Here is a 23,733-nt window from a genome sequence, read left to right on the forward strand (position 1 = left end):
TGAGCTGCATGCGTGTTCTCTACTACTCCGACATTCACATCGAGCTCAGGGAAAGCGAAACCCGCATCCCCTGGTGCGACAAGTATCCCCTTGATCTTGGTCCCGATCTCTCATCATTCGTTGGCAAAACGGACCTCGTCGTGCTGGCAGGAGACATAGGACCGATCCGCCCACGACGAGACGTATCGGCCTATCTCTATGCGATGCAGGTCTCCGAGCATCTGAGCTGCCCCGTGGTTCTGATTCCTGGCAATCATGAATACTATGGGGGCTGCTTTCTGCAGGATCGTCAAGCGATCTTGCAGCAGAGCAACCAGCGGGTCTTTATCCTGGATCGTGGCGTCGCTCACGTTCAATTCCCAGGCATTGTTCTCCGCGTCTTGGGCGCGACCTTGTGGACTGACTATTGCCTGACCGGCAATCAGGTACTGGCAATGCACGACGCCTTGCGCGGCTTGAGCGATCACCGACTCATCAAGATGGAAAAGGGTGCTCCATTTCTGCCCGATCACGCTTTGCAGGAGCACATGCAGACGCGCCGGTGGCTGGGCGAAGAGCTGGCAGAGGCGCACAACGGGCCGACAATCGTCGTCACGCACCACGTGCCTCATCCGTTGGCGGTCAATCCTAAGTTTGGCCTCAATGACAGGCTCGCGCCAGCCTTTACTACTGATTGCAGCGAGCTGATTCATGCCGCTGCACGCGCCAGAGTTAAGGCCTGGATCTACGGTCACAACCATGCAAGTCAAGTCTGCGAGGCAAATGGCGTGCTCCTCATGTCCGCACAACTCGGATACCCGCGAGAGGTCACTAGGTGGACTGGTCCTGGGACCGTGGACATAGGGTAACCTCTAAATATCTGACCGTGCCAGGTCCTCGAAACCCCATTCCGTTCGAAACGGCGAAAAATAAACTTCGGACCCAACATCGAAAACCGCAGCCAACGGGGCCGATTCTTTCCAGGCTGAATCAACATATCTTCCATGCGCAACCAGGCCCGACGCGTGGAACCGGCCGACTCAACCCAAAGCCATCCGGCTTCGGGCAAAGCCGCCGTCGTCCAACCGGCCGGCAAGAGCGTCGGGCTGCAAGTCGTCATCAAGGCGGTGACAAAATCCGGAACCGGCCGGCGGCGCAGGCGGACTGTGGAGTCGGCTCCGGCTGACGAAGCCAGCCTCGACAATCTCGCGCAATTGCTCATTCGCCATCTCGAATCCGACTTGAAGGACATTCTTAAATGACTGTTAACCATACCGAACCGACTGGTCGCGAGCGGGTCGCGCTCTACCTCCGCTCCGCCTCGGCACCACAAGGCGACCCGGAATCCTCGCTCGCCGACCAACGCCGCCTCTTGATGGCGGCTGCTGACCAGTGTGGCCTGGAACCCGCCGGCGAATACGGTGATGCCAGCATTGGCGGCCTGACGCTCGAGTGCCCTGGCCTGGCCCGGCTGCTGCAAGACGCCTCCACCAATCCGCGTCTGTTCGACTTCGTGCTGGTCGCTGATTTCTCGCGAATTTCCCGTAATGCGGTCCAGGTGATGGAGGTGGCAGGGCAGCTCGCCAACCTCGGGATCCGGTTGATCGCCGCCGATCAGGCGACGGCCGTACCGCACACGGGTCACAAATCGGATGTGGTCCAATGACATCCAAACCAGTTACCCGCGTCGCGCTTTATGTGCGTGTCTCGACCAGGCGACAGGCCGAAGCTGGCATGTCGATCGAGGATCAGACATCCCGCCTCTCGGCGCATTGCCGAGATCGAGACTGGCTGATTGCCGAGACATACGAAGACCCCGGCCATACCGCAAAGACCCTGAACCGCCCAGCCTTGAAGCGGCTCTTGGCCGACGCCGAGCGTAAGCCAAAGAAGTTCGACATGGTCCTCGCAATCGATAACAGTCGACTGTCGCGCGTGACTGGCCAGTTCCTGACGATCCATGGGCTCCTCGCCAAGAACTCGATCGATCTGGCTTGTCTGAACCTCCCCGACGGCGCGGGACCCGAAGGTAAGCTGGTTGCCACGCTCATGGCGAGCTTCAGCGAATACGAAAACATGCGGCGCGCCGAGCGCGTGCAGCAGGTCATGGAATCGAACGCGGAGAACGGATACTGGAACGGCGGTCATCCGCCCTTCGGCTACCGTACTATCGAGGCCGCGGTCGCCGGCAAGACCCGTGTTCGCAAGCAGCTCGAGATCGATCCCAAGGAAGCTGACATCGTGCGTCGGATCTTTCAGTTGCGGCTAGAAGGCGCCGATAGTCGCGGCCCGCTGGGAGTCCAGCGGATCGCCAAGCATCTCTCAAAGTCCAATATTCTAGGCCGATCGGGGAAGCCGTGGTCGGTGCAAGCCGTCCACGACATCCTGCGGGACACAACCTACGTCGGGAAGCACCCCTACCGGCTGTTTCATCTGGATGGTGCATCCGAGAAGAACACCGAGCTGCGGGCAGTCACCTACATGCCGTGCCCCGAGATTCTTGATCAGGATATCTTCGACAAGGTCCAGGCCGTCATCAATGGGGCAGATGCCAATATCAAGCCGGCTCGCCTGACCAATGGGAGCCTGATGCTGACGGGGCTGCTCTTCTGCGAGCGGTGCGGAGCGATGATGCACATCATCACCGGCAAGAGCGGCCGGTACCGCTACTATGCCTGCGGCGAACGACACCGGACAGCTGGCGAAGGGTGCACGACTCCAAATCTGCCGCTGGCCACCGTCGAGGAAGCCGTGGCCGAGGCCATCTTGCGGTTGATGCTAGGGCCTGATCGCATTCCTGCGCTCGCAATGGCCATTCAACGCGCGCTAAAGGACGCCAAGGCACCAACGGAAGCGGATCTTCGATCGAAGCAGGCCGCACTCACAGAGTCGGCTCGGCGGCTGAAGAGCATCCTGGATCGCATTATCGATGCGAAGGGGACCGCGCTGAAGCATCTTGAGAAATTCCTCGAAAGGGAGCAGTCCGTCTACGACCGGCTCTTCCAGGAAACCACCGCTCTGCGCAGCCGCGTTCGCGAACGGATCCCGTCCATGCGACCGGCTCACTATCCAGCCTTGGCCGGGCTTGTGACCCGCACCTTGAAGGAAGGATCATTAGTGCTTCGTCAGGGTATCGCTCGGTTGCTGATCGAACGGATCGAATTCGACGGATCCGTCCTGAAGCTGAGCCCGAAGGGCCTCGTCATCGGCGAGGCTTCTCTGTCCTTCGCCGCCTGATCCTCTCGCGAGCCGCGATGCGCGGCAAGGCCGTCCATTTTGGCAACTCAGTGTGCCAAGATGGACGGCCTTGGCGTTTGAGAGGCATCCTAGAGGAGCGAGCATGAAAGTCTGCGCCTATCTGCGGGTCTCGACCGGCAGGCAAGCCGAGCGGGACCTCTCGATCCCCGACCAGCGGAAGCAGATCGAAATCCACTGCGACAAGGGCCGCGCCGAGCTCGTCCGCGTCTTCATCGAGGCCGGTGCCTCGGCGATGGACGAGAACCGACCGGTGTTCCAGGAGATGATCGACTGGGTGACCGGACCTGATCATCCGGTCGACGCCATCATCGTCCATTCCTATAGCCGCTTCTTTCGGGATGCCTTCCTGGCGGAATTCTACATCCGGCGCCTGGCCAAGGCTGGCGTTCGCCTCGATTCCGTCACGCAGGAAACCGGCACCGACTCGACTGGAGAGCTCATCCGTAAGATCATCGCTCTGTTCGACGAGTATTCGTCCCGGGAGAACGCGAAGCACGTACTCAGATCAATGAAACGGAACGCAGCCCTTGGATACTGGAATGGGTCCGTCCCACCCTTTGGCTATCGGACAGTCGAGGTGGGCAAGAAGGGAGACAAGGCGAAGAAGGTCCTGGAGATCGAACCTGATGAAGCCGCCGTCGTCCGAAAGATGTACGATCTCTACCTCCATGGCGACGATCAGCGGCCTTCCTATGGAGTGAAGGCGATCGTCAACTACCTCAATGCCAATGGCGTTCGCTTGCGCGGACGCAAGTTCTCCCTCGCTGTCGTCCATAGGATTCTGACGAGCCAGACGTATGCCGGGAAGCACTTCTTCAACCGGACGAACTCCCGCACAAATCAGAACAAGCCGGTCTCGGAATGGGTCGCGGTCAGTGTGCCAGCCATCATCGGTGAGGAGCAGTTCAACCTCGTTCAGGGACTGCTCAAGGCGCGAAACCCCAAGAAGGCAGCGCCGCGAACGGTGTCGGGGCCGACGTTGCTGGCTGGCATCGCCCGGTGCAGGCATTGTGACGACAGTATGCTCCTGCGGACTGGCAAGTCGGGCCGATACCGCTACTACACCTGCACTCGCCAGGCCCGCTATGGCAAGACCGCGTGCCATGGTGAGTCCGTTCGTCTCGATCTCCTCGATGGGGAAGTGACCAATCTGCTGGTCTTGGAACTCTGTCGAGCCGAATGGATCAGCAATTGTGTCTCGGGCTGGATGAAGCAATCGGATCTGGCTCGTCACTCCAGGGGAGATCGATTGAGAGATTTGCGACAGGAGATCGAGAAAGCGGAAGCGGCGCTCGGGCGTCTATATACGGCAATCGAGGCCGGCGCCATTGATACGGACGATCCCATTCTCCGCGAACGGGTGACTGGCCTCAAGCTCAAGCGCGACGAAGCGGCAAGCTTCTTGCGTATGCTCGGTGGCCGCGACGCATGCGAAGACCTGATCGACCCGGCCAAGATTAGCCGGTTCGTGCATGTGGCGCCGACGATCCTGCGCAGCGACAGGGATTCACGTCGAAGGGCGTTGGTCCATCTGCTTGTGCGGAAAGCCGTGCTTAACGAAGGGCATTTAGCCCTTACCGGCGATCCCGCTGATCTGGCCAAGGCAGTCGCCGCCTGCCGCAATAAGGGCCCCTATGTGGTGCCCAGTTTTGTTCGGGAGTGGCGCACCCGGCGAGATTCGAACTCACGACCTCTGCCTTCGGAGGGCAGCGCTCTATCCAGCTGAGCTACGGGTGCACTGGGCCGGAAGCCTTCGAGCGGGGGACCATACTGCAAGGGGCCGCCCCGGGTAAAGCGCGGCGCAAAGGCTTGAGCGAAAGCCGGTTTTTGCCTCTTTCCGCCGGCCTCGCGCCGGCCGGAAAAGCCCTTGGCCACGTTTTTGCCCCAGCCTCTGGACCAGCTCCGGGTTGAATCACCCTTCCCCTGTCATGAGACTGACCCGCGCTCAGCGGGGGTTCAGGTTTGGGGGAGGTCATCATGAAATGCGTGTGGAACCGGCGCGTCTCGCGCCGCGCGGCCGGCCGTCTGGCCGTTCTGGGCCTGGCCCTGGCGGGTTCCTTGTCGCTGGTCGGCTGCGAGGCCCTGAACCAGACGCTCAACCCGCCCAAGCTCGCCGACCAGGACGTCACCGACGCCTATATCTACCTGCTGGGCCGCATGCTGGTGGTGCGCCAGGAGCAGCAGGACCTGGGCGCCGACTTCAAATGGAACCAGATCCTCCATCGCGAGCCGGGCGGCGTGAACTGGGTTAGCCCCAACCTCAATGTCGCCTATAGCGAGGCCTGGGTGGCGATCGACGAATCGAGCTGCACGCTCGTCACGCTGCCCAGCATCAAGGACCGCTACTACACCGTCCAGATCGTCAATGGCTGGGGCGAGACCGTCGCCAATATCAACGAGCGCACCTATCCCGAGCATCCCGCCGGCCAGTTCGCGCTCTGCCTCAAGGGCACCAACATGCTGCTCGAGAGCAGCGTGCAGCGCGTCGACCTGCCGAGCCGGAAGTCGCGGGTCCTGATCCGGGTCGAGCTCGGCTCCGACGAGGCCCAGGCGGTGAGGCTGCAGCGCAAGATCACCATGATCGCGACCGGCACGCCCTCGGTCGAGCCCACCTTCGACCAGCCGGCGTTCGACAACGACAACCTGCCCGGCGTCGAGGCGTTCGACCGCGCCGAGGCGCTGCTGGCGAGCGAGCCCGACATCAATCCCGGCATGGAAGCGGTCCAGGCCAAGCTCCATGCGGTGGTGAAGGCGGCCGCCGACCCGAAGCAGCGGGCCCATATCGACCAGGTGGTCCACGAGCAGTCGATCCCGCAATTCCGTGCCGACGTGGAGAAGATGGGGGCCACCGGCAATGGCTGGACCCGCCCGATCGTGGTCGGCAATTACGGCTCCGACTATGTCAGCCGCAGCGTCGCCGATTACGCCTTCCTCTGGGCCAACAATGCCGGCGAGGCCGTCTATTTCAACACCAGCACGGACGGCGAGGGCGCGGCCCTCGATGGCGGCACGGTCTATACGATGACCTTCCCGAAAGACCAGCTTCCGGAAAGCCTCGTGCGCTATTTCTGGTCGGTGGTCGCGGTGGATTCGGCCGAGTACCGGGTGATCGACAACCCGATCAAGCGCTACCTGCTCTCGAGCCAGTCGAACCTGAAGGCGAACAAGGACGGCTCGCTGACGCTGGTGTTCGCGCCCAAGCGACCCTCGGGCGTGCCCAAGGGGAACTGGCTGCCGACGCCGGCGGGCAAGGGCTACAACCTCACCTTCCGGTTTTTCGGCCCGGCGCAGGCCATCACCTCGGGCGAATATTTCCCGCCGCCGCTGCTGAAGAAGGAATAGGGCGGGGCTCGCCGCCTGGAGGCTTGCCGGGGGCGGGCGGCGCCCGCGAGAATGCGGGCCGCATGGCCCGTATCGATCCCGCCCCCGATCCCGAGACCCTGGCGCTGATGGCGCTCGCCTATATCGCCGGCGATGGCGACCTGCTCGACCGCTTCCTGGCGCTCTCCGGGCTCGATCTCGATGGCCTCAGGGGCCGGGCCCAGGACCCGACGCTCCTCGGCGCCACGCTCGATTTCCTCCTCGCCCACGAGCCCGACCTCCTCGCCTTCGCCGCCGCCAGCCAGGTGAAGCCGGAGATCATCGCCGCCGCTAGGCGCAAGCTGCCGGGGGGCACGGTGGAGGGGTGAGGGCAATCGAGGCGCGGTCGCGTCACCCGCGCTCCTCGTCACCCCCGCGGAAGCGGGGGCCCAGGCCAGAGGAACACAAGGGATCGTCCAAGTTCGCCATGACCATGGACCCCCGCTTTCGCGGGGGTGACGAATTGACCTGATCGCGCGAGGCCCCAATGCGCCTTACGGTACCGCCGCCTGGTTCACGCTCTTGAGCGTCGGCGCGTCGGTCTTGAGGGCCGCTTCGGCGCGGGCGTCGGCGCCGGAGGGCAGTGCGGCGATGCCGGGATTCAGCACCCAGGCCGCGACGTCCCCGCGCACCAGCCCGCCGTCGAGGTCGCGCAGCAGCATGTGGTAGCCGGAGGTGTAGAGCGCGATGCGCGGGCCCGTCGGTGCCGGCGGCAGGCGGCGCAGCATCGTCATCGCCGCGCTCGAGGGCAGCACCTCCTCGCGCACGCCATAGAGCACGAGGGCGCGCGACTCCGCAAGCTTCGGCGCCGCGGCGAGCGCCTTGTCCATCAGGTCGACCAGCCCATAGACCGCGTCGATGCGCGTCTCCTTGATGACATGCGGATCGGCGCCCAGCGCCCGCAGCATCGGGATGTTGTCCGAGGGCATCACATTGAGGTTGGCGCCGCTGAGCTTGCCCCAGGGCATGGTGTGGGCGAAGAACCAGAGCGCGCCCGAGGCGATCGGGCCCTGCAGCTCGCGGCCCCAGATCGCCGGTGCCGCGAGGATGATGCCGTCGCAATCCGGCGGCTGCGGCGAAGTCTCGGCGGTCATGATCAAGGCGCCGCCCATGCTCTCGCCCAGGAGATAGAGCGGCGTGCCGGGATAGCGCGCGCGGACGAGCGCCGCGGCGCTGCGCAGATCGTCGACCATCGTGTCGGTCCCGGCCCAATAGCCGAAATCCGGCGCGTAGCCAAAGCCGCGCTGGTCATAGGCGAAAGTGGCGATGCCTTGCCGCGCCCATTCGGCGCCCGGTTCCTCGAAGGCGTTCGAATAGTCGTTGAAGCCGTGGAGCGCCAGGATCACGGCACGCGGGCGTCCCTCCGGCAGCCACTGGCGCAACGGCAGCGCCGTGCCGTCGGCCATCACCAGCTTGTCGCTGCCATCATGGGGCATCGTCACCGGCGGACCCTCCGCCATCACGGTCGGGCTGCAGCCGCCGAGCGAGAGCCCGCCCAGAACCAGCAGCACCGCCAGGATCGGCGGAACCAGGCGCTTGCGGCGATGCAGCCCGGCGATCAAGGGATGCCGCCTCGCTGCGGCGCGGCCGCCTCGCCATCGTCGCGGCGCGTGAGCTGGAGGAAGATGTCCTCGAGATCGGTCTCGAGCGTGGAGATGTCAACCACCTCGAGCCGCGCCGCTTGCAGATAGGCCAGGATCTCGCTCACGCGCGTGCTGCTGGGGCGGTAGCGCAGCCGCAAGCGGCGCGGCGCCAGCAGGGTCGCGTCCCAGCGCGCGAGCGTGGCCGGCGGTTCGGCCAGGTCGCTGCCGAGGATGAAGACGATCTCCTTGCTGTCGAGGCGCGCCAGCAGCGCCGAGGTCGTGTCGCAGGCGATGAGCTTGCCATGGTTGATGATGGCGATGCGCCCGCAGAGCTCCTCGGCCTCCTCGAGATAATGCGTGGTCAGAAGCACCGTCGTGCCGGCGCGGTTGAGCTCGCGCACATAGGCCCAGAGCTGCTGGCGCAGCTCGACATCGACGCCCGCCGTGGGCTCGTCCAGCACCAGCACCGGCGGGGTATGCACCATCGACTTCGCCACCATCAGGCGCCGGCGCATGCCGCCGGAGAGCGAGCGGGCATAGGAATCCGCCTGCTCGGTGAGGCGCATCGCCGCCAGCAGTTCCGCGGTGCGCCGCTCGGCGCGCGGCACGCCATAGAGCCCGGCCTGCAGATCCAGGAGCTCGCGCGGGGTGAAGAAGGGATCGATGTTCAGCTCCTGCGGCACCACGCCGATCGAGGCCGCCACCTGGCGCGGCTCGCGATCGAGATCGTGGTTCCAGACGCGGACCTCGCCGCTGGTCTTGTTCACGAGCTGGGCCATGATGTTGATCATGGTCGATTTGCCGGCGCCGTTGGGGCCGAGCAGGCCGAACAGCTCGCCGCGCCCGATGGTCAGGTCGATGTCGAACAGCGCCTGCTTGTCGCCGCCCTTCTTGCGCCGATAGATCTTGTTCAATCCCCGGATCGCGACCGCGGCCTGGGCCGGGTCGATCGCGGCGGCGCTGCCGGCGCCGAGGGCGGTCTCGGGTCGCGGGGTCGCGCGGTTTTCGGCGGCAATGGCGGACAAAACACCAACTCTCGGATGATCGGAGGCAAGGACAGGGATCTCGCGTCCCGGGACGGTCGCGGCCGGGCCGTCTCGACCCGCTCCGGCCCCGGCTCCTCGCCTTGTCTTAAGGGCCGGCCCATGGGTATCATCCGCGCCGCTTGGGGGTCAACGCCGGCCGGGGTCGCAGAAGGCGACCGCGCCGAGGTTAAGACCCTGTTCGGATTACGGGATCGTCAGGCTTGCCCGGCCTGCACGGGGCCGCTTTTTGAGAGAGTCGGACGAGCGCATGACAACGGCGACGCAGCTTCGCGAACCTTTCGAGACCATCCAGACCGACAGCCGGACAGTCGCCTGCGACGGCGGCGACGGCCCGCTGGGCCATCCGCGCGTCTTTCTCGAGATCGGTCCCTCGGGCAGCGTCGAATGCCCCTATTGCAGCCGGCTCTATGTGCTGAAGACCGGCGCCGGGACCGGCGGCCACTGAGGTCGCTGCCGAACCGTTCCCCGAGCCCGGGGCGTTCCGGCCGGCGTTTCGTTCCGCCCCGGCCGCCCTCCTGTTGGCCGTAAGGACAGCGAACCATGAGCGCGGCCAAGACCAGCAAAACCGAGAGCGAGCCGAAGAAGCCCGACCATGTCTTCCTGGTCGACGGCTCGGGCTACATCTTCCGCGCCTTCCACGCCCTGCCGCCGCTGACGCGCGCCGACGGCACGCCGGTCAATGCGGTGCTGGGCTTCACCAACATGCTGCTGAAGCTGATCTCGGACACGGACGCCGAGTATATCGCCGTGCTGTTCGACGCGGCGCGCAAGAACTACCGCAACGAGATCTATCCCGAATACAAGGCGCACCGCCCGCCGCCGCCGCCCGAGCTCATCCCCCAATTCGCCCTGATCCGCGACGCGACCAAGGCCTGCAACGTGCCGCAGCTCGAGATGGAGGGCTTCGAGGCCGACGATCTGATCGCGACCTACGCGAAGCAGGCGGCCGAGGCCGGCGCGCAGGTCACCATCGTCTCCTCCGACAAGGACCTGATGCAACTGATCGGGCCGCATGTCGGGATGCTCGACCCGATCAAGAACCGGCCGATCGGCCCGGCCGAGGTCGAGGAGAAGTTCGGCGTCGGTCCCGACAAGGTGGTCGATGTGCAGTCGCTCGCGGGCGATTCCACCGACAATGTCCCGGGCGTGCCCGGCATCGGCGTCAAGACCGCGGCCGAGCTGATCAAGACCTACGGCTCGCTGGACGAGCTCCTGGAGCGCGCGGGCGAGATCAAGCAGCCCAAGCGGCGCGAGGCGCTGCAGCAGAATGCGGAGCTCGCGCGCATCAGCCGCGACCTGGTGCGGCTCAAGAACGACGTGCCGGTGAAGCAGCCCTTCACCGCCTTCGCGCGGCGCGAGCCCGACGCGGCCACGCTGATCCCCTTCCTCGAGGAGAACCAGTTCCGTTCGGTGCTGGCGCGCGTCCAGGGCCAGTTCGCGAAGAAGAGCGCCGGCGAAGCCGCCGCGGCCGACGGCGTCGGCAAGGGCCATGCGGCCGCGAAGCAGGCGGCGGCCGCGGCCAAGCCCGCGGGCGAGGCCGCCTACAAGCTCGTCACCACCGAGGCGGAGCTCGCCGGCTGGATCGCGGAAGCGCGCGAGAAGGGCGCCGTCGCCTTCGACACCGAAACGACCTCGATCGATCCGATGCGCGCCTCGCTGGTGGGGTTCTCGCTGGCGCTCGAGCCGGGGCGCGCCTGCTATGTGCCGGTCGGCCATCGCGGCGGGCCGCCGCCAGGGCAACTCGATCTGGGCGGGGACGGCGAAGGCGGACTCCTGCCCGACCAGATCCCGGTCGCGAAGGCAGTCGCGCTCCTCAAGCCGATGCTCGAGGACCCGGCGGTCCTCAAGATCGGCCAGAACATCAAATACGACATGCTGATCATGGCGGCGCACGGGATCGAGATCGCGCCCTATGACGACACCATGCTGATCTCCTATGTGCTGGAGGGCGGCAAGCACGGCCATGGCATGGACGAGCTCTCCGAGCTCCATCTCAATCACCGCACGATCCACTACGAGGATGTCGCCGGCAGCGGCAAGTCGCAGCTGACCTTCGACCGCGTGCCGCTCGACAAGGCGCTGGCCTATGCGGCCGAGGATGCCGACGTCACCTTGCGGCTGCATCAGGTGCTGAAGCCGCAGATGCTGGCCGAGCGGCTGGACAGCGTCTACGAGACCATCGACCGGCCGCTGGTCCCGGTGGTGGGCGCCATGGAGCGCAACGGCGTCCGGCTCGACCGCAAGGCGCTGCAGGATCTCTCGGCCGATTTCGCGACGCGGCTGGTCGAGCTCGAGAAGCAGATCCACAAGCTCGCCGGCCACGAGTTCAATATCGGCTCGCCCAAGCAGCTGGGCGAGGTGCTGTTCGACGAGATGGGGCTGGGCGGCGGCAAGAAGGGCAAGACCGGCGCCTATGCCACCGGCGCCGACGTGCTGGAGGAGCTGGCGGCGCAGGGGCACGACCTGCCGGCGCGCGTGCTCGACTGGCGCCAGCTCGCCAAGCTCAAGAGCACCTATACCGACGCGCTGCAGGAGCAGATCAACCCGAAGACGGGCCGGGTCCATACCAGCTTCGCGCTGGCGGCGACCTCGACGGGCCGCCTCTCCTCGAACGATCCCAACCTGCAGAACATCCCCGTGCGTACCGAGGAGGGCCGCAAGATCCGCCGCGCCTTCGTGGCGGAGAAGGGCTGCGTCCTGCTCTCGGTCGATTACTCGCAGATCGAGCTGCGCCTGGCCGCTCATATGGCCGAGGTGCCGCAGCTCAAGGATGCCTTCCGCCATGGCGCCGACATCCATGCCATGACCGCGAGCCAGGTCTTCGGCGTGCCGGTCGAGGGCATGGACCCGATGGTGCGCAGGCGTGCCAAGGCGATCAATTTCGGCATCATCTACGGCATCAGCGCCTTCGGGCTGGGCCAGCAGCTCGGCATCCCCCAGGGCGAGGCCCGAGCCTATATCGACGCCTATTTCAAGCGCTATCCCGAGATCCTGGGCTATATGGACCGCACGAAGAAGTTCGCGCGCGACCACGGCTATGTGCTGACGCTGTTCGGCCGGCGCTGCCATGTGCCGGGCATCCTCGACAAGAACCCCGCGCGCCGCTCCTTCATGGAGCGCGCCGCGATCAACGCGCCGCTGCAGGGCACGGCCGCCGACATCATCAAGCGCGCCATGATCCGCGTGCCGCCGGCGCTCGCCAAGGCGAAGCTCCAGGCCCGCATGCTGCTGCAGGTCCATGACGAGCTCCTGTTCGAGGTGCCGAAGGCCGAGGCCAAGGACACCGCGGCGCTGGTGAAGAAAGTCATGGAAGCGGCCTGCGCGCCCGCGCTCGAGCTCGACGTGCCGCTCGTCGCCGAGACCGGCACCGCCGACAACTGGGCCGACGCGCACTGACCCCGACGTCATGCCCGCGAGGGCGGGCATCCATGAACACGGGCCGCGCCCGATCTTGCGCGATGGGTGTTCCTGGATCCGGGCCTTAGCCTGTCCTCGTGCGCGCCTACGGCGCGACGCGGGGGCCAGGATGACGAAGGCGAGGGAATCGCCACAATCCCGCCATCATCGCGCCCGCCGGCGATCGCGCATAACTCGTTGCGTCGCCGTCGCAAAAGCCCGCCTCACAGTTTTGCCACCGGTGGGCGGCGGGGCTCCCTCCTATATGCCCGGCACTGACCATTGTCGCGATCCGTCGATCCGACCCGGACTGAAATCATAAGAGCAACAAAGGGAGTCGAGAGATGAAGACCGTTGCATTGGCCCTGAGCTTGATCTCGATGCTTCTGCTGGCCGCTTGTTCGGGCATGAACAACACCGAGCAGCGCGTCGTCTCCGGTGCCGCGATCGGTGCCGGCGCGGGCGCCCTGGTGGGTGCCGTCACGCCGCTGTCCATCGGTGCCGGGGCGCTGATCGGCGCCGGTGCGGGTGCCGCCGGCGGCTACATCGTCGATCAGACCCACAAGTAGAGCCGCGTGCGAAGGCCGGCGGTCGCCAGGAGCGATCGCCGGCCGGCCGTTTCCCGCCTCAATCCGTCGCCGCTGCCGGCTGCTGGGCCAGCTTCACGGTCCGCGCGAAGGCGCCGCCGAAGCCGGCGAGCGAAATGCCGAAGGCGATCGGCTTGCCATCGGCGGCGGCGGTCGCATTCACCTTCAGCAATTTGCCTTTGCGCAGCGCGTCGATCATCTTGGCGTCGAACGCGAGCGGTACGAAGCAGCCCGCCGGCAGGCAGGTGCGGAAATGCCGGGCCGGTCCCGGCGCCGCCTCGTCGATCTGCAGGGCGATGCCCGGATCGAGCAGCAGGCCGAAGGGCAGGATCAGCATCCCTTCCGCCTTATCGCCGGCCATGGCCATGAGCTCGACCGCGAGCAGACGCTGCTTGCTGGCCTTGTCCGTCTGCTGCTGCGAGAGCGTGCAGCGCTTGATTCCTTGCGGCTGCGCACAGGCGACGACCCAGTCGCCATAGGTCTCGGTGAGCGAGGTGGCGCCGCCCGGCAGCAGTCCGGCGCCGCTGTCGGCCGGTGCCTCCGCCGCCTGGGCGATCTGGGTCGCTTCCGGCGCTCCCGCATTGGCGGGGATCTCGGTGGTGGAAGCGGCGACGAGAGTCGAAGCCGCCAGCAGCAGGCTCGTCGCGGTCAGACGGTGCCACGGTCGTTGGATCATGCGGATGCTCTTTCGCGATCGATCGTCATGGCCGCCGGGCTCAGAAATGCAGCGTGAGGCTGCCGCGCAGGCCGTTGTCCTGCGCCTCGCCCGCGATCTGGCCGGAATAGGAGAGGCCCAGCGTCACATCCGGCCCGATATTGAGATCGGCACCGGCTTCGATCACCGCCGCATCCTCGGCCATCGGCGTTCCGTCGATGGTGAAGGGCGTGCCGGGGCCGCCCGCCAGCGAGAAATCGCTCGAGGGCGTCGTGCCGCCGAAGGCATGGCGCCAGCCGACCATGCCGTGCGCGACAAGCTCGAGCGATTCGCCGAGCTCGAACCGCGAGGAAAGCCTGAGGCCGAGGGTCGAGAAGAGGTTGTCGTCGCTCTCGTCCTTGGCCGTCAGCGCGGCCGATCCCGTCTCGGTGAAGCCGTCGGTGTCGAGGTTCACATAGGCGAGATTGGCGAAGGGCTCGATCGCGAGCCGGTCGATCGCGACGTCATAGGCGACCTCGCCGAAAAGCTGCGCGGTGCGGGAATCGTAGTCGGCCCGCGCGCTGTCGGAGAAACCGGGGAAGGCGACCGAGCGATGGCTCTCCACGTCGTTCCAGCTATAGGCGCCGCCGAGGCGCACCCCGAAATTGTCGATCTCGAGGCCGCCATAGGCGGCGATATGGAAGCTGTCGACCGAGGCGCGGGAATCCCGCTGGTCCTCGTTCACCCCGCTGTTGCTGTAGCCGCCGGCGAGCCCCACGCGCCAGGTCTGGTCGAAGGTGGCGTCGAGGCCGGCGACGAAGCCGCCCGTGCTGGCATCGGCCGAGGCGGCATTGCCGTCGCCGTCCCGCTCCATCCAGCTGCCGAAGCCCTGCGCCCAGGCCGCGAGCGCCGGGCCGGTCTCGGGCGTTCCCGGCGCGTCGCTCTCGGCCAGCCGGAGGCTGACCGAGCGTGACGAAACGAGGACGGGCCGATCGGGATCGCTGAAGGGCGCGCCGGCGCGGTCCAGCACCGCATCGCGCAGATAGCGGCTCTGCTCCAGGAGGATGCCCTTGGTGGTCGTGTGGATCTCGCCCGACAGCCTGTCGAAGGCGGCCCGCGCATCGGCATCGCTGAGCCCGAGCAGGGCGTCGAAGACCGGGTCGCCGGCGCTCAGATCCTGGAGACCGCTCGCCGTGGCCCGCTGGTTGCGGGTCCCGGCGATGTCGGTGAAGGCGACCGTGCTCTGGCTGATGTCGAGGAAGATGTTGGTCGCGTCGGAATTGAGCTGGAAGACGAGGAAGGGAAGGTTGTCGGTCAGCGTGCCGTACTGCCCGGTCACGCCCAGATCGGCGGTGAGGATCGTGTAGCGGGTGCCGACCGTATAGGCGCCCGACGGACCCGTCACATTGACCGTCGTGTTCGGGTCGATCGTGGCACTGCCCGTGGCGTGGACGAGATCCGAGGCGCCGCTGGGATCGATCTCCACCTCATAGGTCGAGCCGCTCTGCTGGTCGTAGTTGCCGGTGACGGTCAGGGTGCCGATCGAGTTGCCGGGCGCGATCGTGCCGGCGATGTCGGTGGCACCCACCGTGCCGCCGCCGCCGAGGAGCGCTCCGGCGTCGACCGTGACGGGGCTGTTCCCGATATCGCCATTCACGATCAGGGCGCCCGCGCTGACCTCCGTGTCGCCGGTATAGCCGCTGCTGGTGCCGGTCAGTACGAACCGGCCGGTCCCCTGCTTGACGAGATCGCCGCTGCCCGAGATCGTGCCGGAGAAGGTGGCGTTGTTGGCGGTCCCGGCCGTGAGCTGGCCGCTGCCGAGCGCCAGGATGCCCGCACCCGACAGATCCCCCACCGTCTGATCGAAGCCGTCGAGATCGAAGGTGCCACCGCTCAAGATCGCGAGCGCGCCGGTCGTGGCGAGCCGGTCGTTGCCGTCGAGCCGCAGCGTGCCGGCCCCGACCGTGGTGCCGCCGGTATAATCGTTGAGACCGGAGACGGTCAGGGCACCGACGCCCTGCTTGATGAAGCTGCCGCTGCCGGAGATGACGCCATCGAAGCTCGTGTCGGCCGCGCCCCCGGCGGTGAACTGGCCGTTGCCGAGCGCGATGGCACCCGCGCCCGCGAGATCGCCGACCGTCTGGTTGAAGCCGGCGAGATCGAACTCGCCGCCGGCATCGACCGTCAGCGCGCCGGTCGTGGCAAGCCGGTTGCTGGCGGCGAGACGCAGGGTGCCGTCGTCGATCTCCGTGCCGCCGGTATAGCTGTTGGCGCCGGAGAGCGTGAGGATGCCGGTGCCGGTCTTGATCAGGGCACCGCCGGTGCCGCCATTGGCGCCGCCATCGGCGATCACGCCGCTGATGGTCTCGCTGCGGTCGAGCGATCCTATCGTCAGCGTTTTGCCGCCGAGGAAGACATTGCCGCCACCGGAGAGCGAACCGATGCCGATGCCTGCGGCGCTGAGATCCGAGATGTCGACGCCGCCGCCGGCATTGTTGACGATCGTCGCATCGTCCGCGGTCGCGGTGTCGTGGAAGAAGGTCGAGCCGCCCGTGTCGTTCGTGATCGTCGCGTCGGCGGCGGTCGCGCTGTCGAAGAAGTCGGTCTGTCCGCCGTCATTCTCGATCGTCGCCGTGCCGGCCGTGCCGTTGCGGAACTGGAGAGCGCCGCCGTCCTCGGTGGTGATCGACAGGGCCTCGGCGCTGGCGGGACCGACACCGGGGTCGTCGAACAGAAGGATGCTGCCGGCACCCGTCACGTCCGCCGGCCCGTCGCCGAGCGCACCGGTCACGGCGGCGGTCAGCTGGCCGCCCTCGACCGTGGTACCGCCGTCATAGCTGTTGGCGGCGGAGAGGATGAGCGTGCCGGCGTCGCGCTTCACCAGGCCGCCCGTGCCGGCGATCTCGACCGAGATCTCGGCGGTGACGCCGGTATCGACGCGCATGCTGGTCTGGGCGGTGTCGGTGGTCAGGAGCGCGCCGGTCCCCGCCGCAATCTCGTACCCGTCGCTGCGGAACTGCATGCCGGTGAAGGTGAGCGGACCCTGGACGGTGACGGTTCCGGCCGTGCCCTGGAACACGGCGAACTTGCCGCCCCAGGCGCCGTTGGTGGTGCCGTCGGGCGTGGTCCATTGGGTGGGGGCGGCGCTCCAGATGGAGGTGCCGCCATCGACGGCGCCGTTGTCGCTCGTGTTCGGCCCGTCCCAGAACTGAGTCGCGGGGCCGCCGACGGTGAGCGTGACCGTGCCGCTGCCGGCCAGGACCGTGTAGTCGCGATCGGCGTCCGGCACCGTGCCGACCGCCAGGCCGTTGTCGGTGAGCGTCCCGCCATAGGTCATCAGCGTATAGACGCCCATCCCGAAGCCGCCGACATCGGCGACGTTGAGCGTGCCGTCGAGCGTCAGGTTGCCGCCCACGGCGATGAGGTCGTTGACGCCGCCGCCGACCGTGCCGGCCAGCCCCAGCTCGTAATCGAGGATCGAGCCGGCGTTCAGCAGCAGGTCGCCATTGATCGTCAGGGTCTCGGGGCTGTCGCCCGGCGCCAGATGCGCACCGCTGTCGATCGTGACGGTGCCGCCGATGGTGCCCGCGCCGCCGAGCGTGGCGCCGCTCGCCACCGTGACGGCCGTGTTGCCCAGGCTGCCATCCACCACGAGCTTGCCGGCGTTGACCGAGGTCGCGCCGGTATAGCTGCTGGTGCCGGTCAGGGTCGTGGTGCCGGTGCCATCCTTGACGAGGGTGCCGGCCCCGGCGATGGCGGCGGTGAAGCTGGTCGTGCCGGTATGGTCGAAATGAATCTGGCCCGCATTGTTCACGGTCGCGGCGGTGAGCGTTCCCGCGGCACCGCCCGAGCCGATATTGAGCGTGCTCCGGCTGTTGATCGCGACGGTGCCGCCGGCCGTGGCCGCGCCGCCGTCTTCGAGCGTCAGGGTCGCGATGCCGCTCGAGCCGATGGTGAGGTTGTTGGTGCTGCTCCAGCGCGAGTTCGCGCCGTTGATGGTGACGTCGCCCCGCGCGTTCGTCGAGCCGGCGATGATGCCGTTGGTGTCCGTGGCCACGCCGCCGCCGGTAATGGTGAAGGTCCCGATGCCCTGGTCGCCGACGCGCATCGTTCCGTTGGTGGTCCATAGCGAAGTGGCGCCGTCGAGATTGACGGTGCCGACGCCCTGGATGGTATCGCTGCTCTGGTAGGAGCCGATATAGACGCTGCCGTTGGTGACATGCCCGCCATTCTTGATGTTGAGCGTGCCGGTGCCGCGGGCGCCGACATCGAGCGTGCTGGTGTAGCTCAAGGAGGAGCCCGTCCCGTCGACCGTGACGGTGCCCTCGCCATGGAAGGTCTGGCCGTTATAGAGGACACTGTCCGCGATCGTGCCGCTGCCTCTCACGGTCACGACCGCCCCGTCGAGGATGTCCAGGGTGCCGGTCGAGCCATCGTCGCCCACATGGAGGGCCTGGAAGGTCTCGACATTGAGGTTGAGGGTCGTGCCGGCGCCGGTCACGGTGACCTCGCCGGTTCCCGCCGCGGCCCCGTTGAAGAGGAAGTTCGATCCGACATCCATGCCGACGGCGGAGACGTCGGCGTCCGCCTCGATATCGAGCGTGCCCAGGCCGCCGAGGCCGACGGTGATCTGGCTGCCCGATTGCCAGCTCGAGCCCGTGCCCGTGATTGTCACATGGCCTTCGCTGCCGTTGGAGAAGGCGAGGTCGGCGCCCTGCTCCGTGACCAGGCTGGCGCCGTTGGTGATATCGAGCGTGCCCGAGCCGGCGGAGCCGATCTCGAGGGGGCCCCGGGCCGTCCAGCTCGAGCCGGCGCCGTCCAGCGTGACGGTGCCGTGGGAGCCCGCATCGCTGCCCACCAGGCTGAAGCGGGAGCTCAGGCTGCCGCCGCTGTCGATCGTCAGGCTGCCATCGGCGCTGTTGCCGATCCGGAAGTCGCCGGTGCCGGCATCGTTGCCGACCGGCCCCAGCCCCTGGGTCACGCTGGCCTGGGTCGAGATGGTGAGGCCGGCATCGCCGGTGCCGTCGACGATGATGTCGCCCGGCACGGTGACGGTGGCGTGATCGGAAACGGTCACTGAGGCGGTGCCGGCGCCGCCGACCGCGAGGTTCGCCGCGTCCCAGGTCGTGCCGGTACCCTCGATGGCGACCGTCGAAACGGCACCCAGGGCGGGCGCGAAGGTCGCGGAACCGGTCGTGAAGGCGGAGCCGCCCTCGACCGACAGGATGTTGCCGATGCCCGCGGCGCCGAAATCGAAGGCGTTGGTGACGGTGAGCTGGCTGCCGCTCTCGACGGTGACGGTGGATGAATGGCTGCCGGTGAAGCTCGCGGCGGTGAGCTCGCCGCCGCCGGTGACCGTCAGGCTGCCCGAGCCGCCTTCGCCGAGCCGCAGCGCGCCGGCGCTCATGTCCCACAGCGAGCCCAGGCCCATGATGGTGACCGTTCCGGTCGAGCCGAGCTGATGGGCGATGCTGGCGTCGCCCGTGGTGAGAAGGCCGCCGGCCGACACGGTCAGGGTGCCGCTGCCGGCCTCGCCGACCGTCAGGCTGCCGCCCGAGACCTGCAATTGCCCGGCGCCGTCGATCGTCAGCGCACCCGCATCGGTGGCGCCATTGCCGATGACGACGCCGTGGGCGGCGGCACCGGCGGTGCTGACGGTCGGCGCGTTGGGAAGCGGCGCGCTGTCGATGACGGTATCGGTGCTGCTGTCCGGCGCCGTCGCGGGGTTCCAGTTGGCCGGATCGGACCAGTCGGTGGAGGTGCCGCCGGTCCAATCGGCGGCTTGAAGCGGCAGCGCTATCGCCGCCAGCCCCATGATGGCGAGCATCGCCGCCGTTGAATGAAGACGCAGATTCCCCTTCGCTGAACGGGCCTTTCCGCCCGCGGCGTTTTTCATCTTGGCCGTCACGCCCGTGAACCTCTGTTTGCCCCGGACGCCGCGTCGACCGGATTTTCATTGGTCGATGCGTCAGCGTCCCCGCTGCATTTCTACAGGAGCCCGGCCGGCCATGCCCCTCTCCGAACAGAGAGGGTCCTGGCGGGAAGCGGCGATTTCAGCGGGTGCGTCGGATGCTGGAGAAGGCAGGCAGAGGCCCGGAGCGAACGCGGCGCCGCGTTCGTCCTTCGGCAGAAGGATGCCGAGGGATTCCCGATAGCCGGCCCCGGGGCCTATCCTTCCGTCGAGAGCCCTTCCAGTGCCCGCTTCAGCCGGCTGCGGGCCTGCTTCATGTCGGCGACGGGCTCGTCGAAGGCGATGCGGCGCAGCGCCGTGCCGCGGCGCAGATCGACCCCTTCCGGATCGAAGGCGATCGCGCGCCATTGCTGCTCGTCGCGGCCCTCGTTCACCGAGGCCAGCAGGGCCTCCTCGGAATCGCTGCAGCTCTGGCAATGCGTCGCCGGCAGCAGGAGCTGGTCGCGCTCGATCCAGTCGATGCGCCCGAAGCCCGCGACCAGATGCGCGCGGTCGAGCTCGATGCGATAGACATGGAAATCCTTGAAGCCCGCATAGAACGAAGCCGAAGGATGGCGCGCGACGAAGCGCCGCTTCGATTGCGGATCCTCGCTCAGCCTGGCGCGACCCAGCAGCGTTGCGCGCGGGCCGGTCAGCACGTCCGGATGGCCCTCGGTGCCGTCGACCAGCAGGCTCACATGCGGGTTGGTGTCGATGTTGTGCGTGTGCTGCGCCAGCTTCGATAAGAGCAGGATCGGCGTGCCGTCCACATCGGCCGCGACCAGCACCAGCGAGGCATAGGGCCAGGATCCCTCCTCGGCGCCCGCTTCGAGCCGGGTGGCGAGGGTTGCCTTGACCGCCTCGCGCAGCAGCCGGCGCGCGAGCGTGCCCGGGCTCTCGCCGCGGGCGGGCTCGGCCGGGCGGGCCACGGCGCTGCTCATCGCGGGGCCTTCCGGCCAGCGGGCCGCAGGATCGGGAGTGGCATAGGCATGGGCACCTCCATTTTCAAGCCGTCCGGCCCCAAAAGCCGGCTCTTCATCAAGATGGCAAAGTCAGGGCAAACGCTCCCAATTGCGAGGATTTCGGCCCAGAATTGCCTTGGCAAGCACCAAAATGGCGCCATATTCCACGCCGACAACCAGGAGCGCCGAAGTTCGGCCGCCGTACCGGCCCGAATCCAGCCCGGATGGGCTCGCTGGCGGCGTTATGAGCAACGTTTTAGACTTGCTCCTGGGGGAAAGACAAACACGCCATGGCTCAGACCATCGCTCTGGTCGATGACGACCGCAACATCCTCACCTCGGTCCAGATCACGCTGGAAGCCGAAGGTTTCAACGTGCGCACCTATACCGACGGGGCGGAGGCGCTGCGCGCGCTGACGGCCCAGCCGGTCGACCTCGCCATCCTCGACATCAAGATGCCGCGCATGGACGGCATGGAGCTCCTGGAGCGGCTGCGCCGCTCGAGCGACCTGCCGGTGATCTTCCTGACCTCGAAGGACGACGAGGTGGACGAGATCATGGGCCTGCGCATGGGCGCCGACGACTATATCAAGAAGCCCTTCTCGCAGCGCCTGCTGATCGAGCGCATCCGCACGCTGCTGCGCCGCGAGACGCTGACGCGCGAGGGCGAGGCGGCGCCGCAGGGCGGGAGCGCGCCCGAGAGCATCGTGCGTGGCGAGCTGGTGATGGATCCGATGCGCCATGCCTGCACCTGGAAGGGCCAGGCGGTGCAGCTGACGGTCACCGAGTTCCTGCTGCTCAAGGCGCTGGCGCAGCGGCCCGGCCATGTGAAGAGCCGCGACCAGCTGATGGATGCGGCCTATGGCGAACATATCTATGTCGACGACCGCACCATCGACAGCCACGTGAAACGGCTGCGCAAGAAGTTCAAGGCGTCCGACGGCGATTTCCAGATGATTGAAACGCTCTATGGCGTCGGTTATCGGTATCGCGAAACCTGATCGGGCCGGAGCCCTCTTGAAGCTGCTGCCATCTTCGTCATCTGCCCGGCCGACGCCTGCCAGCCCGACGCTTCATGTCGGCGGAGCCTGAACTCCGGGCCGAGCGGCCCGATCGCGGCCCCGGCCGCCCGGGCCGCGATGGCCCGGGGCACGGCGAGACGGCCGATCCGCCCCTCATGGCGAACCGGGCCGAGGACCGGATCGACGACCGGGCGGCGGCCAAGGCCGCCAAGCGCCAGAGCCCGCCGCCGGAAGCGGGGAGCGGGGCCGCAGAGCGCAAGCGCGAGCGCGACAGCGTAACCCGGGCCGCCTTGCAGCGCCGGCGCCGCCGGCGGCGTCGCCTGTCGCCGCTCACCCGGCGCATCCTCGCCCTCAACGTGCTGGCGATCGCCATCCCGGTCGCGGGCCTCCTCTATCTCGGCGATTATCGCGACGATCTGGTGAACTCGCAGCTCGCCTCGCTGCGCACCCAGGCCGAGCTCTTCGCCGGCGCCATCGGCACCAGCGGCGTGGTGACGGGCCCGCTCGGCGAGGAGAAGATCCTGCCCGAGACCACGCGTCACACGGTGCGCCGCCTGGTCGACGTCTCGAAGGTGCGCGCGCGCCTGTTCGATTCCGATGGCGTGCTGCTGGCGGACAGCTTCAAGCTGGTCGGCCCTTCCGGCCAGGTCGAGATCGAGGTGCTGCCGCCCCAGCAGCAGCACAACCTCTTCGGCAACCTGGTGGCCGACATCTATGACTGGGTGGTGGCACAGATGCCGGGCAACCGGCGCATGCCGCTCTATCGCGAGGCGGCGGACCAGAAGGCCGAGGATTATCCCGAGGCGGCGCGCGCACTTCTGGGCGAGACCGCGGAGATGGTCCGCAGCAACGGCGCCGGCGGCATGATCCTCTCGGTCGCCGTGCCCGTGCAGCGCTACCGCCAGGTGCTGGGCGCGCTCATGGTCTCGACCGACGGCCGCGAGATCGAGGACGCGCTGCGCCGCGTGCGGCTCGGGATCCTGCAGGTCTTCGCCGTGGCAGCGGCCATCACCATCCTGCTGTCGCTCTATCTCGCCGGCACCATCGCGCGGCCGATCCACCGCCTGGCCGAGGCCGCCGACCGCGTGCGCCGCGTGCCGGGCCGGCAGGTGGCGATTCCCGATTTCGGCAAGCGCCGCGACGAGATCGGCGACCTGGCCGAGGCGCTGCGCGACATGACCAACGCGCTCTGGCAGCGCATGGACGCGATCGAGCGCTTCGCGGCCGACGTCGCGCACGAGATCAAGAACCCGCTGACCTCGCTCCGCAGCGCGGTCGAGACCGTGGCGCGGATCGAGGACCCGGTACAGCAGAAGAAGCTGATGGGCATCATCCTCGACGACGTGCAGCGCCTCAACCGCCTCATCACCGACATCTCCGACGCCTCGCGCCTCGATGCCGAGCTGTCGCGCGCCGAAAGCGAGCGGATCGACCTGCCGAAGCTGCTGCAGGCCCTGACCGATCTGCACGAGAGCACGATCGGGCCCGAGGGCCCGCGCCTGCTGCTCGACATCGCCGACCGGCAGAACCTCGACGTGACCGGGCTCGAGAGCCGCCTGGTCCAGGTGCTGCGCAACCTGATCGCCAATGCCGTCTCCTTCAGCCCGCCGGGCGGACGCATCCGGCTCGCCGCCGGGCGCCAGGGCGACATGGTCCGCATCCTGGTCGAGGATGGCGGTCCCGGCATTCCGCCCGGCAAGCTCGAGGCGATCTTCGAGCGCTTCTACAGCGAGCGGCCCAAGACCGAGAAGTTCGGCGCCCATTCGGGCCTCGGCCTCTCCATCTCCAAGCAGATCGTCGAGGCGCAGGGCGGGCGCATCTGGGCGGAGAACATCGAGGACGGCCATGGCGAGGTGCTGGGCGCGCGCTTCGTGATCCTGCTGCCCGCGGCCGAGCGCGAGCCGCGCGATCGCTCGCCGCGCGAGCGCGCCGCCCGCGACTGGCAGCGCTGAGGAT

At 67.3% G+C, this 23,733-nt stretch carries 16 protein-coding genes, 1 tRNA gene and 1 pseudogene; 12 read left to right on the forward strand and 6 right to left on the reverse strand.

Features of this window, described 5'->3' with window-relative positions; all coding sequences use genetic code 11:
* Positions 1-8 precede the first annotated feature (8 nt).
* From FRZ61_RS26895 to FRZ61_RS26900, 5 genes and pseudogenes are all read left to right on the forward strand, one after another.
* Positions 9-848 carry a metallophosphoesterase gene (locus FRZ61_RS26895; protein WP_191909232.1) on the forward strand — a complete coding sequence of 280 codons (840 nt, stop codon included), beginning with the start codon at positions 9-11 and terminating at the stop codon, positions 846-848.
* 135 nt (positions 849-983) lie between these two features.
* On the forward strand, positions 984-1,241 hold the full coding sequence (locus FRZ61_RS00735) for a hypothetical protein (protein WP_151114486.1): 258 nt from the start codon (positions 984-986) through the stop codon (positions 1,239-1,241).
* Positions 1,238-1,645, forward strand: coding sequence for a recombinase family protein (locus tag FRZ61_RS00740; RefSeq protein ID WP_151114487.1), 408 nt, complete (start codon positions 1,238-1,240; stop codon positions 1,643-1,645). The genes FRZ61_RS00735 and FRZ61_RS00740 overlap by 4 nt, the downstream gene beginning before the upstream one ends.
* A 68-nt stretch (positions 1,646-1,713) precedes the next feature.
* Positions 1,714-3,216, forward strand: coding sequence for a recombinase family protein (locus tag FRZ61_RS00745; protein WP_407657906.1), 1,503 nt, complete (start codon positions 1,714-1,716; stop codon positions 3,214-3,216).
* Between the two features lie 103 nt (positions 3,217-3,319).
* Positions 3,320-4,327, forward strand: a pseudogene (locus tag FRZ61_RS26900) (recombinase family protein); the annotation flags it as partial.
* A gap of 570 nt (positions 4,328-4,897) precedes the next feature.
* Here the strand turns inward: FRZ61_RS26900 and FRZ61_RS00760 are convergent.
* Positions 4,898-4,974, reverse strand: a tRNA-Arg gene (locus FRZ61_RS00760).
* Between the two features lie 240 nt (positions 4,975-5,214).
* On the opposite strand from FRZ61_RS00760, the gene FRZ61_RS00765 reads away from it, so the two are divergent.
* Both FRZ61_RS00765 and FRZ61_RS00770 read left to right on the forward strand, forming a co-directional pair.
* Positions 5,215-6,579: a DUF1214 domain-containing protein gene (locus FRZ61_RS00765; RefSeq protein WP_151114489.1), complete on the forward strand. Its 1,365-nt coding sequence runs from the start codon at positions 5,215-5,217 to the stop codon at positions 6,577-6,579.
* A 62-nt stretch (positions 6,580-6,641) separates the two neighbouring features.
* Positions 6,642-6,926, forward strand: a complete 285-nt coding sequence (locus FRZ61_RS00770) for a DUF3572 domain-containing protein (RefSeq protein ID WP_151114490.1) — start codon at positions 6,642-6,644, stop codon at positions 6,924-6,926.
* Between the two features lie 165 nt (positions 6,927-7,091).
* Here FRZ61_RS00770 and FRZ61_RS00775 read toward each other — a convergent pair whose 3' ends face one another.
* Together FRZ61_RS00775 and FRZ61_RS00780 are read right to left on the reverse strand one after the other, a co-directional pair.
* Positions 7,092-8,159, reverse strand: a complete 1,068-nt coding sequence (locus FRZ61_RS00775; protein WP_225309042.1) for an alpha/beta hydrolase — start codon at positions 8,157-8,159, stop codon at positions 7,092-7,094.
* Positions 8,156-9,130 (reverse strand): ABC transporter ATP-binding protein, encoded by a 975-nt coding sequence (locus tag FRZ61_RS00780; protein WP_151120617.1) that lies wholly within the window; start codon positions 9,128-9,130, stop codon positions 8,156-8,158. The genes FRZ61_RS00775 and FRZ61_RS00780 overlap by 4 nt, the downstream gene beginning before the upstream one ends.
* A gap of 343 nt (positions 9,131-9,473) precedes the next feature.
* On the opposite strand from FRZ61_RS00780, the gene FRZ61_RS00785 reads away from it, so the two are divergent.
* The 3 genes from FRZ61_RS00785 (at position 9,474) to FRZ61_RS00795 (ending at position 13,191) form a co-directional block, all read left to right on the forward strand.
* Positions 9,474-9,671 carry a zinc-finger domain-containing protein gene (locus FRZ61_RS00785; protein ID WP_151114491.1) on the forward strand — a complete coding sequence of 66 codons (198 nt, stop codon included), beginning with the start codon at positions 9,474-9,476 and terminating at the stop codon, positions 9,669-9,671.
* Positions 9,672-9,766: 95 nt separating this feature from the next.
* The gene (gene polA / locus FRZ61_RS00790) at positions 9,767-12,622 is read left to right on the forward strand and encodes a DNA polymerase I (protein WP_151114492.1); all 2,856 of its coding nucleotides are present in this window, start codon (positions 9,767-9,769) and stop codon (positions 12,620-12,622) included.
* A 344-nt stretch (positions 12,623-12,966) separates the two neighbouring features.
* The gene (locus FRZ61_RS00795) at positions 12,967-13,191 is read left to right on the forward strand and encodes a YMGG-like glycine zipper-containing protein (RefSeq protein ID WP_151114493.1); all 225 of its coding nucleotides are present in this window, start codon (positions 12,967-12,969) and stop codon (positions 13,189-13,191) included.
* A 58-nt stretch (positions 13,192-13,249) separates the two neighbouring features.
* Here FRZ61_RS00795 and FRZ61_RS00800 read toward each other — a convergent pair whose 3' ends face one another.
* The 3 genes from FRZ61_RS00800 to FRZ61_RS00810 all read right to left on the reverse strand — a co-directional run bounded on the left by FRZ61_RS00800 (position 13,250) and on the right by FRZ61_RS00810 (position 20,734).
* Positions 13,250-13,885 (reverse strand): invasion associated locus B family protein, encoded by a 636-nt coding sequence (locus FRZ61_RS00800; protein ID WP_151114494.1) that lies wholly within the window; start codon positions 13,883-13,885, stop codon positions 13,250-13,252.
* A gap of 40 nt (positions 13,886-13,925) precedes the next feature.
* Positions 13,926-19,670: an autotransporter domain-containing protein gene (locus tag FRZ61_RS00805; protein ID WP_191909233.1), complete on the reverse strand. Its 5,745-nt coding sequence runs from the start codon at positions 19,668-19,670 to the stop codon at positions 13,926-13,928.
* Between the two features lie 341 nt (positions 19,671-20,011).
* Positions 20,012-20,734: a HugZ family pyridoxamine 5'-phosphate oxidase gene (locus FRZ61_RS00810; RefSeq protein WP_151114496.1), complete on the reverse strand. Its 723-nt coding sequence runs from the start codon at positions 20,732-20,734 to the stop codon at positions 20,012-20,014.
* A 311-nt stretch (positions 20,735-21,045) separates the two neighbouring features.
* Between FRZ61_RS00810 and FRZ61_RS00815 the strand changes: the two genes are divergently transcribed.
* Together FRZ61_RS00815 and FRZ61_RS00820 are read left to right on the forward strand one after the other, a co-directional pair.
* A complete protein-coding gene (locus tag FRZ61_RS00815; protein ID WP_151114497.1) occupies positions 21,046-21,756 on the forward strand; it encodes a response regulator transcription factor in 711 nt (236 codons plus the stop codon).
* Positions 21,757-21,932: 176 nt separating this feature from the next.
* Entirely contained in the window at positions 21,933-23,729 is a 1,797-nt protein-coding gene (locus FRZ61_RS00820) for a stimulus-sensing domain-containing protein (RefSeq protein ID WP_151114498.1), read from the forward strand.
* Positions 23,730-23,733: the final 4 nt, after the last annotated feature.

Source organism: Hypericibacter adhaerens (genome assembly GCF_008728835.1).
Lineage (GTDB): Bacteria > Pseudomonadota > Alphaproteobacteria > Dongiales > Dongiaceae > Hypericibacter > Hypericibacter adhaerens.

What these genes read in the sequence shown, in the direction of transcription:
- FRZ61_RS26895 (WP_191909232.1), top strand. Translation starts at nt 9, where the DNA reads ATGCGTGTTCTCTACTACTCCGACATTCACATCGAGCTCAGGGAAAGC.
- FRZ61_RS00735 (WP_151114486.1), top strand. Translation starts at nt 984, where the DNA reads ATGCGCAACCAGGCCCGACGCGTGGAACCGGCCGACTCAACCCAAAGC.
- FRZ61_RS00740 (WP_151114487.1), top strand. Translation starts at nt 1,238, where the DNA reads ATGACTGTTAACCATACCGAACCGACTGGTCGCGAGCGGGTCGCGCTC.
- FRZ61_RS00745 (WP_407657906.1), top strand. Translation starts at nt 1,714, where the DNA reads ATGTCGATCGAGGATCAGACATCCCGCCTCTCGGCGCATTGCCGAGAT.
- FRZ61_RS00765 (WP_151114489.1), top strand. Translation starts at nt 5,215, where the DNA reads ATGAAATGCGTGTGGAACCGGCGCGTCTCGCGCCGCGCGGCCGGCCGT.
- FRZ61_RS00770 (WP_151114490.1), top strand. Translation starts at nt 6,642, where the DNA reads ATGGCCCGTATCGATCCCGCCCCCGATCCCGAGACCCTGGCGCTGATG.
- FRZ61_RS00785 (WP_151114491.1), top strand. Translation starts at nt 9,474, where the DNA reads ATGACAACGGCGACGCAGCTTCGCGAACCTTTCGAGACCATCCAGACC.
- polA (WP_151114492.1), top strand. Translation starts at nt 9,767, where the DNA reads ATGAGCGCGGCCAAGACCAGCAAAACCGAGAGCGAGCCGAAGAAGCCC.
- FRZ61_RS00795 (WP_151114493.1), top strand. Translation starts at nt 12,967, where the DNA reads ATGAAGACCGTTGCATTGGCCCTGAGCTTGATCTCGATGCTTCTGCTG.
- FRZ61_RS00800 (WP_151114494.1), bottom strand. Translation starts at nt 13,885, where the DNA reads ATGATCCAACGACCGTGGCACCGTCTGACCGCGACGAGCCTGCTGCTG.
- FRZ61_RS00805 (WP_191909233.1), bottom strand. Translation starts at nt 19,670, where the DNA reads ATGCTCGCCATCATGGGGCTGGCGGCGATAGCGCTGCCGCTTCAAGCC.
- FRZ61_RS00810 (WP_151114496.1), bottom strand. Translation starts at nt 20,734, where the DNA reads ATGAGCAGCGCCGTGGCCCGCCCGGCCGAGCCCGCCCGCGGCGAGAGC.
- FRZ61_RS00815 (WP_151114497.1), top strand. Translation starts at nt 21,046, where the DNA reads ATGGCTCAGACCATCGCTCTGGTCGATGACGACCGCAACATCCTCACC.
- FRZ61_RS00820 (WP_151114498.1), top strand. Translation starts at nt 21,933, where the DNA reads ATGGCGAACCGGGCCGAGGACCGGATCGACGACCGGGCGGCGGCCAAG.